Here is a 12,528-nt window from a genome sequence, read left to right as displayed (position 1 = left end):
TCCGCTCCTCTCCGACTGCTCACGGGCGGCGGAAGAACTCCACCTCGCCCAGCGCCACGTGCCCGCCCGGCGGGAGCCCGGCGGCCTGCTTCACGACCAGCCGCACCCGCACCACGCCGCTGATCGCGGTGTCGGTGCGCTGCGGCCCGGCCCGGTCGCCCAGCGACAGCGGCACGGTGCGGTGCGTGCCGTCGACCGAGGTGACCACGGCGTCGACCGCGGTGGCCCGGCCCTGCGCGGTGAACGCCTCCGGCTGCGCGCCCGCGCCGGTGTGCACGACGACCGACAGCAGCCGGAACGGCGAGGCGAACGTGAACTCCACCGCGTCGCCCGCGGCGGGCGCGCCCCAGTACCGGTTCGACAGGCCGTCCACGGCGTTGGACGCCGGGTGGCCCGGCACCTCCGCGGTGGCCCTGGTGCCGCTGGGCGCGATCGCCGCCGGCGTCGACACCCGGTCCCGCAGGTCCTCCAGCCACCGCACGGCCCACGGTTCCAGCAGCACCGCCACCGCCACCAGCACCACCACCGCGAGCAGCGCCGCCAGCCTGCGCAGCCACCGTGACGTGTCGCCGCCCCAGCGCCACCGGGTCCGGCGGGGAGCGGACTCCTTGCGCGCCGCGGTCCGCAGGGGCGTGGCGCAGCGCCGGCAGAACCGCCGGTCCGGCGGGTTGGCCGTGCCGCACGACGGGCACGGCGGCCCGACCACGGCGTCCCGCGCGGCGGCGGTCGGCAGCGGTCGCCGGATCGCCGGCCGCCCCGGCGGCACCGGTTCCAGGGTGAGCGCGAGGGGCGACGCCTCGGGCTCGGCCTTCGGCACCCAGCCCAGGTAGGTGCCGCAGTTGCCGCAGAAGTCGTCCCCGTCCGGCACGGGCGCGCCGCACTGCGGGCAGTGCCGCACGTCGTCGGCCGTCACCTCAGCCACCGCCGACCACCTCCACCACGCACGTCGCGTGCACCGGCCGCACCGCCTCGACCAGCGCCTCCACCGCCGCCCGGTCCACCGGCCCGGACCTGCCGGGCCGCACCCGCACCACGACCGCCCCGACATCCGGGGGCAGCTCGCCGTCCGGGTCCGGCGACCACACCGCGCCGGCCCCGTCGAGCACCTCGGCGCGCACGCCCAGGCACAGCTCCAGCCGGGCCACCAGGCCGCGCGCGGTGCCGCGCAGCCGGTGCAGCTCCACGGCCCGGGACGCGACCTCGCGGCGCAGCGGCTCCGGCCACGCCGGGTCGAGGTCGGCGGCCAGCCACGACGACAGCCACTCCAGGAAGTCGGCCGGCGCCAGGTCGGCGTCGAAGTACGCGGCCAGGTTGTCCATCGTGGACAGGATCGAGGACAGCACGGCGTCCAGCCCGGCGGTGAACCGCTGCGCCAGGTCGTCGGCGGCGTACAGGGCGGGCAGCGCCGCGCCCAGCGGGTGCCTGCTGGGCAGCTCGGGCAGGGCGGCGCGGCTCACGGCCCGGCCACCACTACCTGGTGCTGGTGGGAGAACACCAGCGCGTTGGGCGCGACCTCGACCCGGTCGCCGGGCGTGCCGCGCGCCCCGGTGATCGGGTTCGCCGGGAACAGCAGCACCTCGTCCACCAGGCGCACCCCCGGCACCCGCTGGAGCACCGCGAACACCTCGCCGAACTGCACGGCCCGGCCGAACTCCCAGCCCGTGCCGTCCACGCCGCCGCGCAGCGGGTTCAGGTAGCGGTGCAGCGCGTCCAGCGCCTCCTCGCGCACCCGGGACGTCTCGGCCGCGTGCGCCGCGGCCAGCCGCGCGACGACCGTGACGCCCTGGTAGCGCGGCGGTTCCACGACGATCCGGGTGCCCAGCAGGCGGCGCTCGTCGAGCTTCGCGGCCACCGCCCGCAGCACGTCCGCCGTGGGCACGAGCTGCTCGAACCGCAGCCGGTCGCCCCGGTCGGCCACCGCGTCGGGCACGACGAGCACCCGCGCGCCGCCGCCCTCGACCGGCAGGCACCGCACCCGCGCCAGCGACGGCGCGGCCACCCGGGCGATGTGCTCGTGGTCCTCCGCGGTCACCGCCCGCTCCTGCACCCGCAGCTGGTGCGGCGCGCGCAGCTTGGCCTCCGCGACCGTCTCGCCGTCCACCCCGCCGCGCGCGGCCTCGCGGTTCTCCACCGCCGCCACGAACGGCACCGAGCTGCGCAGCACGGTGATCGTGCCGCGCGCCACGTTGCCCGCCCGGCCGCCACCCGTGCGGTAGCGCGGCACGTGCACCACCGCGCCCTTCGCGGGCACCGCCCCGTACCGGCGCAGCGACCCGTCCGCCTCGCGCACCGCCGGCGGGAACGCCACCTCGCCGCGCGCCGCGTCCAGCACCACGTGCCGGTCGTCGGGGCCGGACAGCCCGAAGTGCTCGACCGCCGTCCAGTCCTGCCAGCCCTCGCCCTCCGACACGCGCACCACCGGCGGCTCGCCGTCGAGCAGCACGGGGGCGCTGGGCAGCAGGAACCGCTGCCCCGGCACGCCCGCCGCCTCGCCCAGCGGCACGTCCACCTCGGTCTCGGCGTGCTCGACGACCGCCGTGCCGCCGAGGGTGAACGCCTCCGCCCGCCGCACGGTCGGCGACTCGGCGTAGAACGGCTGCTCGCGCACCGGTTCGACGACCCGGCAGCGCAGCCAGCCCGCCCGGTGCCCGGCGACGACCGACGCGGTGTGCCCGGCGGGCACGTGCAGCACCACCTCGCCCGGCCGGTTCAGGCCGCCGGTGGTGTCCTCGTCGGTCGCGCACGGCACCCAGTCCTGGCCGTCCCACGCCTCCCACACCAGCGGCGGCTGCCGCGGGTCGACGCCGATGCCCTCGACCCGGCTGTCCAGCCGCAGCACCACGACGCAGCGCGGCACGGCGTTCGACAGGCCGAACAGGGTGGCGTCACCGGCCGCCGGCTCCGCCTGGAAGCACCGCACGTCCCGGCCCGCCTCCAGGTCGCGGGAGCGGTCGGCGTGCTCGCCCGCCGCGGTCCGCGTCACCAGGCGCTCCAGCGCGCACGGCACCACGGGCAGCTCCTCGGTGGTGGCGAACACGACCGGCTCGTCCTGCTCCACCTGGGCCGTCGCGACCTCCGTGCCGACGGGCAGCAGCACGGTGTCCTCCTGCGGCGCGGACAGCCAGAACGTCACCTCCGCCCGCGCCGCGGTCGGCGGGAACAGCGTGACGCCGAGCAGGTCCAGGAACGCCAGGTGGTTGCGCTCGGGCACCCGGTTCAACCGGTACACGAGCTGATCGACCATGTGCGCGAACGCCTCGATCAGCGTCACGCCCGGGTCGGACACGTTGTGGTCCGTCCACTCCGGGCAGCTCTGCTGGACGTAGCGCTTGGCCTCGTCCACGAGCTGCTGGAACCTGCGGTCGTCGAGGTTCGGTGCGGGCAGCGCCACGGCTAGTCGCCCCCCTCGTCCGGGATCGTGTAGAACGGGAAGACCAGGTTGCGCTGGTCGTTGGTGGTGCGGACGGTGTAGCGCACGTCGATGTAGAGCGTGCCGACGTCCACCGAGTCGAAGGCCACCACGACGTCGTCCACCTCGACGCGCGGCTCCCAGCGCTCAAGGGCGGCGCGCACCTCGCGCGCCAGGTGCCCGGCGGTGGCGCCGTCGGCGGAGGCGAACACGTGGTCGTGGATGCCGCAGCCGAACTCCGGCCGCATCGGCCGCTCACCGGGCGCGGTGCCCAGGACCAGCCGGATCGCCTCGGCGATCTCCTGGTCGCGCTCCACCATGCCGATGCCGCCGGTCGGGCCGACGCGCAGCGGGAAACCCCAGCCGCGTCCGACGAAGTCCACGGCGTCAGCCCCCGATCCGCACGGTGAGCGCGCCGAGCACGACCTGCGCCCCGCAGGTGGTCTTGTCGCCCACGCGGGCCGCCGGGAGACCGCCGATCAGCACCGGCTTCCCGAGCGAGGCGGGGCCGGGCACCACGAGGTTCCCGGGCCCCAGCGCCGCGTGGGGCGGCATCGGGCAGCCGTGCGTGCTGCCCACGACGGCGGCGGGACGGCCCTCGATCCGGACCGAGGCGACCCTGATCGCGGCCGGGGGCAACGGCGGTCCGAGAGCACCGCCGTGGCTCGTCTGGTCGCCCAACCGGGCTGCGGGTGGCATGTCGTCCTCTTCTCGTGCTCAGACGGGGAACGGGGGGTTGAGGTGCACGACCGTGCCCTGCACCACGGCCTTGAGGCCGCCGTCGACGGTGACGCCCCGGGTCGCCTTCACGGTGGCCTCGCGGGTCGCCTTCACGGTGGCGTCACGGGTGGCCTCGACGGTCACGTCGCGGCCCTTGAGCAGCAGTTCGCCGGTGCCGGCGTCGATCGTGATGCCGCGGTCGGTCATGGTGATCGAGCTGAGCACCCGGCGACCGCGCGCGTCGCGCACCCGCAGGACGAGCTCGGACTTCAGCTCGTCGAGCACGACCTCCAGCCGCTCGTCCCCGCTGGCGACCCGCACACCCGACGCCGTCGTGCCGTCGAGCAGTTCGAGCCGGTTGCCGGTGCGCGACACCAGCGAGCGCCGGTTCACCCGGCCGCTGCGCCGGTCCACCAGCGGCACGGCGTGCGGCGAGGGCTTGTCGACCCCGTTGTAGAGGCCGCCCAGCACGTACGGGCGGTCCAGGCTGCCCTGCTCGAAGCCCACGAGCACCTCGTCGCGGACCTCGGGGCTGAACACGCCGCCGCCGCGCACGCCGCCCCACTGCACGGTGCGCACCCAGTCGCTGACGTAGGACTTGTCCAGCCACGGGAAGGTCAGCTTCACCCAGCCGCGCTCGCCGCCGACCTCCTTGACGTCGGTGACGATCCCGACCGCCAGGCCCGGCACGCGGGCCGACCGGGCGGGCGCGTTGGCCCCCGTCGCCAGGCCCGCGAGGGACCGGTCCGGCGACGTGCTGACCGTGACGGTGGTCTGGTAGCCGTCCACCGCGTCCAGCACGTGCCGCACGGACGTCGCCGTGTACTTGCCGTCGAACTGCGTGCCCGCGCCGGCGAGCGTGACCGGGACGCCCGCGCGCAGCTTCGGCTGGCCCGCCGCGACCGCCTCGACCTCGGCGAACCCGGCGCTGATCGCACCCGCCAGGGACTTCGACGCCGCCCTCGTCTCGGCGTCCGTGCCGTACGGGGTGTCGAACACCAGGGTCTTCGCCTTCGTGCCGAACGCGCGGCCCACGTCGGCCGGCTTGGCGCCCGGCACGACCGCGGTGCTGGTGACGGCGGGCGAGGTGGACACCAGGGGCGCCTTCGCCCGCACGTCCCAGCCGCGGACCTCGACCTCCTGCACCTGGTCCGCGCTGGTCAGCGAGGCGCGCAGCACCCGGACGTTGCGGCCCAGCTCCAGCACGCACGGGTGCGCGACGTTGGTCGGGGCCGGCGCGCTCGCCGCCGGCGCGGGCCGCACGAAGTCCAGCACGCCCTTCGCGTCGACCCGCACGACCGCGCCGTGCTCCTGGGCGAGCTGCTGAAGGAAGTCCCAGTCGGAGATGCCCGGCTGGCTCAGGTGCGGGTGGATCACCGAGGCGACGTCGATCCGGCCGACCTTCAGCCGGGCGCCCTTCACCACCTGCGTGACGATCCGCTTGACCGACATGTTCGTGAACCCGGCCACCCGGCGGCCCCGGAACAGCCGGTGCGCCCTGCTCATCGCGCGGATGACGGTGAACTTGCCCGTCGAGTCCGCGTCGACCTCCAGGGACGTGACCTCGCCGGTGAACAGCAGCTCCCGGGCGGTGCCCGTGGTCGCCGACACCGACACCTCGACCGGGCTGCCGATGGTGACGCCGCCCTTGTCCAGCGCCTCGCGGCCCGGGTCGCGGTAGGTCAGCACGGCGGAGTCGGGCAGCCCCACGCTCTCGTCGACCACGCAGCTGACCAGGTCGTTGTGCCACGACGCGGGCAGGCCGCCCGCCTTGACCGTGAACGACGCCGCGGTCGGTTTGCCGGCCTTGCTCATCGGACCTCCTCCACACCGGGCACCAGCAGCTCCGTGCCGGGCACCAGCACCATCGGGTCGTCGATGTCGTTGGCCTCGGCGATGACCCGCCACGCCGTCGCGTCGCCGTACTCGCGCCACGCCAGCTGCGGCAGGCTGTCCCCGGCCACCACGCGGTGCGCCCGCCGCGCCTCGCGCGACCCGGACGTCGGGTTCTGGCCGGGCGTGTCGACCCCGGCCTCCTCGATCGACAGCGCGCAGCGCGCCCGCAGCGGCTTGCCGTCCACGTCGAACAGCGAGTAGTCCACCGACAGGTTCGACAGCACGCCGTCGAACGACGTGGTCTTCGACGTGCCCCACTCGAAGCGCACCCACGGGCTCGCGGGCTTCTTCTTCGCCAGGCTCGCCTTCGTCGGCACGCACGCCGTCAGCAGCTGCTGCACCCGGTTCTCCACCGAGTTGTCGTGCTTGGCCGTGCCGTCCAGGAAGACCTCCACGGACAGCGTCCGCGGGCCGCTGCCGACGAACTCCGGCAGCGACGTCTCGCCCGCCATCCGCGCCGGCGTGCGCCGCCACTCGGTGCTCTTGGCCAGCTGGAGCGAGTTCGGGTTGAACTGGAACTTCACGCTCGCGAGCCGGCCGCCCGGCTTGGCCCCCGCCGTCGCCGGTGGTTCCATCACCACCAGCTGGGCGCGCGTCAGGCTCGCTCCTGCCTTCGGCATGTTCTGTGGTCCTCTCAGGACGCTTCGATGCCCTCGTGGGCGAATTCGAGGGTCTCCACGGCCGCCTGCGAGCTGCCGGGGTCGAAGGAGGGGCCCTGCCAGCGGACCGGGACGATGCCCTGCACCTGCCAGCTCGCGATCGGGGTCATGTCGGGGGTGAGCGCGACGATCTCGCCGTCCTTGCGCTCGACGCGCTTGATCACGTCGTTCAGCCACTTCACGACCTTGGCGCTGTCGGAGGTGACCGGTCGGGTCATGGTGATGTTCGACCAGGTGATGCGCGAGGGCAGTTGGTGGGCGAACCCGTTGTTGCCGCCCTCGGTGAACTGCTCGACCTCCATCTGCGCGCCCATGCCGTCGCAGGTGTGGAACGCGCCGAGGTCGTTGCCGGCGATGGAGAGCCGGAAGAACACGCTGGTGGCGAAGATCGTGTCGGACACGGGGTTTCCCTTCTGGTTCTACCGGCGCCGGTCGTGCAGCCGCCCGGCGCGCTCGCGGCCGTGCCGCAGTTCGGCGCGGAGCAACCTGCCCACGGGGTCGACGAGGTGGCGGGCGAGGTCTTCGAGGTCGGTCCTGGGGTTGGTGCCGTGCCGGGCGGAGCCTGCCGCGTTCGCCGCGTTCACCGCGCCGGCCGTGCTGTTCGTGCTCGTCGTGCTAGCCGTGGTTGCGCCGGCCGGTGCTTCGGATCGCTGGACCACCCGGGCGTGCGGCGTCGCGGTACCGCGCTGCACGGCCCGCGCCGGGGCCGGGGCCGAGACCGGCGGCTCCATGACCCGGGGCGGGTAAGCGGGCTTGACCGGCAGGCGTTCGGGCCGCGCACCGCCACTCCCCGCCGTTCCCGCCGTTCCCGCCGCTCCCGCTGTCCCGAGCGCTCCCACCGCTCCCGCCGATCGCGGCAGTTGCACCCGCCCCGGTTCCTGCACCCGTCGCGTCTGCTGCGGCGACCGCTGAACCGCCGGTGATCCCGGTCCCCAGTGCCGCAGGGGGACGACCGGACGGGCCGCGGACGCGGACCCCTGACGTTCGGGAGGCCGGGCGAGCGGCCGATCGGCGATGAGCGGGACGGTCCGGAGATCCGCCTTCCCGGCACTGCGCTGGACGAGCGGCACCACCGGCAGTGCGCGCCGCTCGGGTGTTGACCCGGTCGTCGGCTGCCGGACCACGACGGGCGGGGTGACCCGACGCTGAACCGGAGAGGCAGCAGGAGCACCGACAGCCTCACTGGTGGGCTCACCGGCGGGCTCACCGGACGCGGTAGGCGGCAGTTCGGGCAGCGGCGAGCCGATCCCGATCACCGGACGTGTACCAGGTGTCCCCGTTCGAGTGATCTTGCGCTGAACAACCGGCTCCACCGGAGCCGGGGCCGGAGCCGGAGCCGGGGACGTCCTGACCGGCGGATGACCGGGAACACCCTGTCGGACAACGGAAAGCGGCCGAAGCGGGGTGACTTCGCGACGCGCCGAGATCAACGGCCGCCCAATGGCCCTGAGCTGCACCGCAGGTGAAGCCGACCCCAGCAGCGGAGCCCCACCCCCACCCGTACGACCGACCGCAACCCCGGTCCCACCCCGCCCACCGGAGGCACCGCCCCCAGCAGGCCGAGACACACCGCCACCACCAGCGGCCCCACTCCCACTACCCGCCGACCCCCCGGACCGACTCCCGGCCCCTGAAGCCGATCGGGCACCACCGCCACCCGCATTCGAGCCGACCACGGGCATGGCCACCGAACTACCCGGCCCAACGCCGGACCCTGCCCCGCCACCCGAGCCCGCCCCGGACCTGCCGCCCGATCCCGATCCCGACCCACCACCCGAGCCCGCGCCGACCACGCCGCCCGAGCCCGAACCAGAGCCCGGCCCGCCGCTCGAACCCGCGCCGGCCCTACCGCTTGAACCTGCGCCGGTCCCGCCGCCAGAGCCTGGCCCGCCGCCCGAACCCGCGCCGGACCAGCCGCCTGAACTCAAGCCCGGCCTGCCGCCCGCGCCTGCTCCGGCCCCAGCTCCGCCGCCCGAGTGCGCGACCGGACCCACGCCGGTCCCGCCACCCGAACCCGGTCCGCTGCCCGAGCCTGCGCCGGCTCCGCTGCTCGACCCTGCGCCCGGTCCGCCGCCAGAACCCGTACCCGACCCGCCGCCGAACACCCCGCCGGCTCCCGCGCCCAGACTGCCGGCGAACCCACCGCTCGGCCCCATGCCCAGCACACTGGTGGAGTCGCCACCCAACCCACCGCCGACTCCGGCGCCCGGTCCGCTACCCGCCCGGCTACCGGACCCGGTTCCCGGCGCGGCGCTCGATCCGCCGCCCGCCTTGGTGCTCGGCCCGCTGCTCGCCCTGGTGCCAGACCTGGCGCTCGGTCCGCCGCCCGCCTTGCCACCTGCTCCGGTGCTCGGGCCGAGGCCCGTCTTGCTGTCTGCCCCGGTGCTCGACCCACCGCTCGGCTCGGCACCCGACCCACCGCTCGATCCGGCACCTGTCCCGCCGCTCGACCGGCCGCCAGGCCCCGCGCCCGACCGGGTGCCGGACCCGCCGCTCGTCCCAGCACCGGCCTTGGTTCCCGTTCCGCCGCTTGATCCGCCGCGTGATGCGCCGCCGACGCCGGACCCGGTGCCTGGAGCAGCCCCCGGAGCGACACCCTGAGCAGTGCTGCGAGCGACCACGGGACCGACCCCGGAGCCGGTTCCGTTCCGCGCCTCCGCACCGCCGACTGCACCGCCGCGCCGCCCGGTCCGGGTGAGGGCGCGGGCGATGCTCCGCGCTCGGGCACCGAAACCGATCACGGGGCGAGCGGGTTCCTCTCCGCCACTCTCTCCGCCGCCACCCTCACCGCCACCCTCCCCGCCGTCGAACGGGCGGTGGGCGAACGTCAGTGGGTGCGCGGCCGAGTACTCGCCCGGCACGCCGGTCGGGCGGGCCACGCCGTGGACGACACCGGCCGGCGCGGTGGAGGTGACCGAGTGGCCCAGGTCGCCGCTGATCGTGTGGCCGCGCCACGCGGCCAGGCTGTCGCGGAAGCGCAGGCCGTCGGTCACGGCCATCGACGTTCGCTGCAGCACGCCCTCCATCCTCGGCGCGGCGCGCCAACCACCGTCCGAAGTAGACCGACCAGCTCGAACGGGAACCGGAACAGGAACCGGTGCCGGCGTGCGGGATCTGGACCAGAAGCCCATCGGGTCACCCCCCTTCGTTCACCTTCGTGTTGATGCGCGCGATCTCCGTCACCCAGCGCAACCGCTCGCGGTGGTCCAGGTCGAGGATCTCGTCGCGCGGCCAGTGGAAGTGGTAGGCCACGTACGCGACCTCCTCGTGCAGCCGGTCGGCCGCGTACGTCACGATTCCCCCAGGCGACCACCGGCCAGGTCCACCTCGAACGCGCTCCCGCACGACGGGCACGACACCCCGGCCCGCGTGTGCCCCTCGCTGTTGATCCGCCGGTAGAAGTCCTGCAGGAAGGCGATGTCCGTGGCGTACATGCGCTCCACCACGCCCACGTTCACCTCGTCGACCTCGCCCAGCTCGGTGATCACCGTGCTGAGCAGCAGCACGCTCAGGTACCCGGGGTTCTCCTTCACCCGCAGGTCGATCTGCGGCCTCAACTCGTCCCGCGCGGTGGCCAGGCGCATCCGGCCGTGCCGGTGGACCTGGCCGTCCCCGTCCACGTAGCCGCGCGGCAGCTCGAACTCGAACTCGGTGAGCGCGGCGGGCGCGTCGGGCGGGGTGGCGACCGGCTTCTTCTTGACCTCGGCCAGCTCGTCGAGCGAGTCGAGGCCGATCACCCGGCGGCGCATCAGTCTTCGAGGGTGATGTCTTCGAAGGTGATCGTCACCTTCTCGGTCGCGGCGCTGGACTCGCCCGCCTTCAGCGACGGGCCCTCCCACCGGCTGACCCACCCGTTGACCAGGTTGAGCCGCCGCTCGGTCTCGCCCTTGCTGTTCATGATCTCGATCGTGATGTTCTGCCGCGCGGACTCGACGTCACCCTTGTTGAGGGTCTCCTTGAGCCACTTGGTGAACTCCTTGCTCTTGTCCATCCCGCGGGTGACGGTGATCTCGCCGCCCTTGCGGGCACCGGGCTGCTTGCGCAGCAGCGGCTTGCCCTGCGGGGTCACCTGCGAGATCTCGACCACGTCCTCCTCGACGGTCACACCGCTGACCTCCTGGAGCGACTCGACGACGTACGCGCCGAGCTGGAGGCCGAAGATGTGCGTGGAGAGGGCATCACCGTCTGCCATGGCTGCCGCCTTTCACAAGGGAAGAGGTCACTCGCTGACGAGGCTGGTGTTGTCGGAGAACTGGGCGAGCCGGAAGACCACGAACTCGGCGGGCTTGACCGGCGCCACGCCGATCTCGCACACGACCTGCCCGAGGTCGATCGACTCCGGCGGGTTGTTGTCCCGGTCGCACTTGACGTAGAACGCCTCGGCCGGGGTGCGGCCGAACAGCGCGCCCTGCCGCCACTGCTCGGTGAGGAACGCGGTGATGTTGCGCCGGATGCCCGCCCACAGGCGGTCGTCGTTCGGCTCGAACACCACCCACTGGGTGCCGATCAGGATCGACTCCTCCAGGAAGTTGAACAGCCGCCGCACGTTCAGGTAGCGCCACGCCGGGTCGGACGACAGCGTGCGCGCGCCCCAGATCCGGATGCCGCGACCGGGGAACGAGCGCAGGCAGTTCACGCCGACCGGGTTCAGCAGGTCCTGCTCGCTCTTGCTGAGCGCGACCTCCAGGTCCACCGCGCCCCGGATCACCTCGTTCGCCGGTGCCTTGTGCACGCCGCGCTCGGCGTCGCTGCGGCCCCACACGCCGGCGACGTGCCCGGACGGCGGCACGAGGGAGTTGCGGCCGGTCGCCGGGTCGAAGACCTTGATCCACGGGTAGTACAGGGTGGCGAAGCGCGAGTCGTGGTTGGCCTCGTCCTGCCGCCACGTGCGGACCCGCTGCGGCGACAGGCCGGGCGGGGCGTCGAGCAGGGCGACCCGGTCGCCCATCCGCTCGCAGTGCCCGATGACCGCGTTCTGCACGGTCTTCACGCCTTCGAGGTCGATCATGCCGCGCTGGTAGGCGCTCATCAGGTCGGGCACCGCGACCATGGTGACCTCGTCGACGTTCTCCAGGCCGCCGAAGCCGGTGCGGGCCTCGGGGTCGCCGACGTACTCGTTCGCGTCGACCTTCGCGGGCCTCGCCGCGTCGGCGGGCGCGGCGGGCAGCGCGACGGACTGCTTGTCCGGCCTGCTCAGCGCCGTGCCGGCCTGTTCGGTGACGGCGATCAGCTTGGACCGCTCGGTCACCTGCGTCACCACGTAGTTCTTGAGGTTGCGGCGGGTCGACACGTCGTAGGTCTCCACGACCCGCTCGCCCTGCCGCACCAGCAGCTTGAACCGGTCCTCGGGCGGGTTCTCGCCGTCGGCGTCGGCGACCTCGACGGTCACGTCCGGTCCCGCCGCCGGCAGCGCGGTGATGCGCAGGCCGCCCAGCACCGCGGGCACCGCGGCCACCGGCTCGGCCTCCCGCGCCGCGCCGCCGACGCGCACCACGTACGCCGCGCCGCCGCCGTTCGCGAAGTAGCCGTACAGCGAGTGCGGCAGGTAGGCGCCCTCGGTGAAGCCGCCGAACTCGCGCACGTACTGGTTCCAGTTGGTCACCAGGGTCGGCTGGTGGAAGGGACCGCGCTCGGCGAACCCGACGAAGGCGGCGACCGCGGTGCCGACCCCCTCGATCGGTCGCGCCCCGGTCTGGACCTCCTCCACGTACACACCGGGGGAGAGGTACTGCGGCATGGTCGCTCCTCGTCTGTCGGGCGTTCTTCCGCTCTGCTGAGGACGAGTTTCGTCGGGCGGCGCACCGGGCGGCAGGACCGCCGGACCCCTGCCGGGGGCACTCCCGC

At 74.3% G+C, this 12,528-nt stretch carries 13 protein-coding genes; all 13 read right to left on the bottom strand.

All coding sequences use genetic code 11. From position 1 onward, the window contains the following. Positions 1–19: 19 nt before the first annotated feature. The 13 genes from ACR807_RS14740 to ACR807_RS14680 all read right to left on the bottom strand — a co-directional run bounded on the left by ACR807_RS14740 (position 20) and on the right by ACR807_RS14680 (position 12,421). Positions 20–922, bottom strand: a complete 903-nt coding sequence (locus ACR807_RS14740; protein ID WP_438921864.1) for a zinc-ribbon domain-containing protein — start codon at positions 920–922, stop codon at positions 20–22. After that, positions 915–1,457, bottom strand: a complete 543-nt coding sequence (locus ACR807_RS14735; protein ID WP_438921863.1) for a phage tail protein — start codon at positions 1,455–1,457, stop codon at positions 915–917. Before ACR807_RS14735 ends, ACR807_RS14740 begins: the two co-directional genes overlap by 8 nt. Continuing rightward, positions 1,454–3,391: a putative baseplate assembly protein gene (locus tag ACR807_RS14730; RefSeq protein WP_438921862.1), complete on the bottom strand. Its 1,938-nt coding sequence runs from the start codon at positions 3,389–3,391 to the stop codon at positions 1,454–1,456. The genes ACR807_RS14735 and ACR807_RS14730 overlap by 4 nt, the downstream gene beginning before the upstream one ends. A gap of 2 nt (positions 3,392–3,393) precedes the next feature. Next, positions 3,394–3,792 carry a GPW/gp25 family protein gene (locus ACR807_RS14725; RefSeq protein WP_438921861.1) on the bottom strand — a complete coding sequence of 133 codons (399 nt, stop codon included), beginning with the start codon at positions 3,790–3,792 and terminating at the stop codon, positions 3,394–3,396. Positions 3,793–3,796: 4 nt separating this feature from the next. Further along, positions 3,797–4,108, bottom strand: a complete 312-nt coding sequence (locus ACR807_RS14720) for a PAAR domain-containing protein (protein ID WP_438921860.1) — start codon at positions 4,106–4,108, stop codon at positions 3,797–3,799. An 18-nt stretch (positions 4,109–4,126) separates the two neighbouring features. Beyond that, on the bottom strand, positions 4,127–5,944 hold the full coding sequence (locus ACR807_RS14715; RefSeq protein ID WP_438921859.1) for a VgrG-related protein: 1,818 nt from the start codon (positions 5,942–5,944) through the stop codon (positions 4,127–4,129). Next, positions 5,941–6,645 (bottom strand): CIS tube protein, encoded by a 705-nt coding sequence (locus ACR807_RS14710; protein WP_438921858.1) that lies wholly within the window; start codon positions 6,643–6,645, stop codon positions 5,941–5,943. The genes ACR807_RS14715 and ACR807_RS14710 overlap by 4 nt, the downstream gene beginning before the upstream one ends. Before the next feature lie 14 nt (positions 6,646–6,659). After that, positions 6,660–7,085, bottom strand: coding sequence for a phage tail protein (locus ACR807_RS14705; RefSeq protein ID WP_438921857.1), 426 nt, complete (start codon positions 7,083–7,085; stop codon positions 6,660–6,662). Positions 7,086–7,103: 18 nt separating this feature from the next. Then, positions 7,104–7,268, bottom strand: a complete 165-nt coding sequence (locus ACR807_RS14700) for a hypothetical protein (protein WP_438921856.1) — start codon at positions 7,266–7,268, stop codon at positions 7,104–7,106. A 2,551-nt stretch (positions 7,269–9,819) separates the two neighbouring features. Then, complete coding sequence (locus tag ACR807_RS14695) at positions 9,820–9,978, bottom strand: DUF6760 family protein (RefSeq protein WP_438921855.1); 159 nt, start codon at positions 9,976–9,978, stop codon at positions 9,820–9,822. Next, on the bottom strand, positions 9,975–10,433 hold the full coding sequence (locus ACR807_RS14690) for a hypothetical protein (RefSeq protein ID WP_438921854.1): 459 nt from the start codon (positions 10,431–10,433) through the stop codon (positions 9,975–9,977). The genes ACR807_RS14695 and ACR807_RS14690 overlap by 4 nt, the downstream gene beginning before the upstream one ends. Beyond that, positions 10,433–10,876, bottom strand: coding sequence for a phage tail protein (locus ACR807_RS14685; protein WP_306745517.1), 444 nt, complete (start codon positions 10,874–10,876; stop codon positions 10,433–10,435). Before ACR807_RS14685 ends, ACR807_RS14690 begins: the two co-directional genes overlap by 1 nt. Positions 10,877–10,903: 27 nt before the next feature. Beyond that, positions 10,904–12,421, bottom strand: a complete 1,518-nt coding sequence (locus tag ACR807_RS14680; RefSeq protein WP_438921853.1) for a phage tail sheath family protein — start codon at positions 12,419–12,421, stop codon at positions 10,904–10,906. Positions 12,422–12,528 lie beyond the last annotated feature (107 nt).

This window comes from Saccharothrix sabaoui (genome assembly GCF_051756985.1).
Classification (GTDB): Bacteria; Actinomycetota; Actinomycetes; order Mycobacteriales; family Pseudonocardiaceae; genus Actinosynnema.
Note: the sequence above shows the minus strand (reverse complement) of the source record. Positions and strands in the feature narration are given on the sequence as shown.

Excerpts from the sequence above, each read along its gene's own strand:
- ACR807_RS14720 (WP_438921860.1), bottom strand. The coding sequence starts at position 4,108 with ATGCCACCCGCAGCCCGGTTGGGCGACCAGACGAGCCACGGCGGTGCT.
- ACR807_RS14685 (WP_306745517.1), bottom strand. The coding sequence starts at position 10,876 with ATGGCAGACGGTGATGCCCTCTCCACGCACATCTTCGGCCTCCAGCTC.
- ACR807_RS14690 (WP_438921854.1), bottom strand. The coding sequence starts at position 10,433 with ATGCGCCGCCGGGTGATCGGCCTCGACTCGCTCGACGAGCTGGCCGAG.
- ACR807_RS14715 (WP_438921859.1), bottom strand. The coding sequence starts at position 5,944 with ATGAGCAAGGCCGGCAAACCGACCGCGGCGTCGTTCACGGTCAAGGCG.
- ACR807_RS14710 (WP_438921858.1), bottom strand. The coding sequence starts at position 6,645 with ATGCCGAAGGCAGGAGCGAGCCTGACGCGCGCCCAGCTGGTGGTGATG.
- ACR807_RS14680 (WP_438921853.1), bottom strand. The coding sequence starts at position 12,421 with ATGCCGCAGTACCTCTCCCCCGGTGTGTACGTGGAGGAGGTCCAGACC.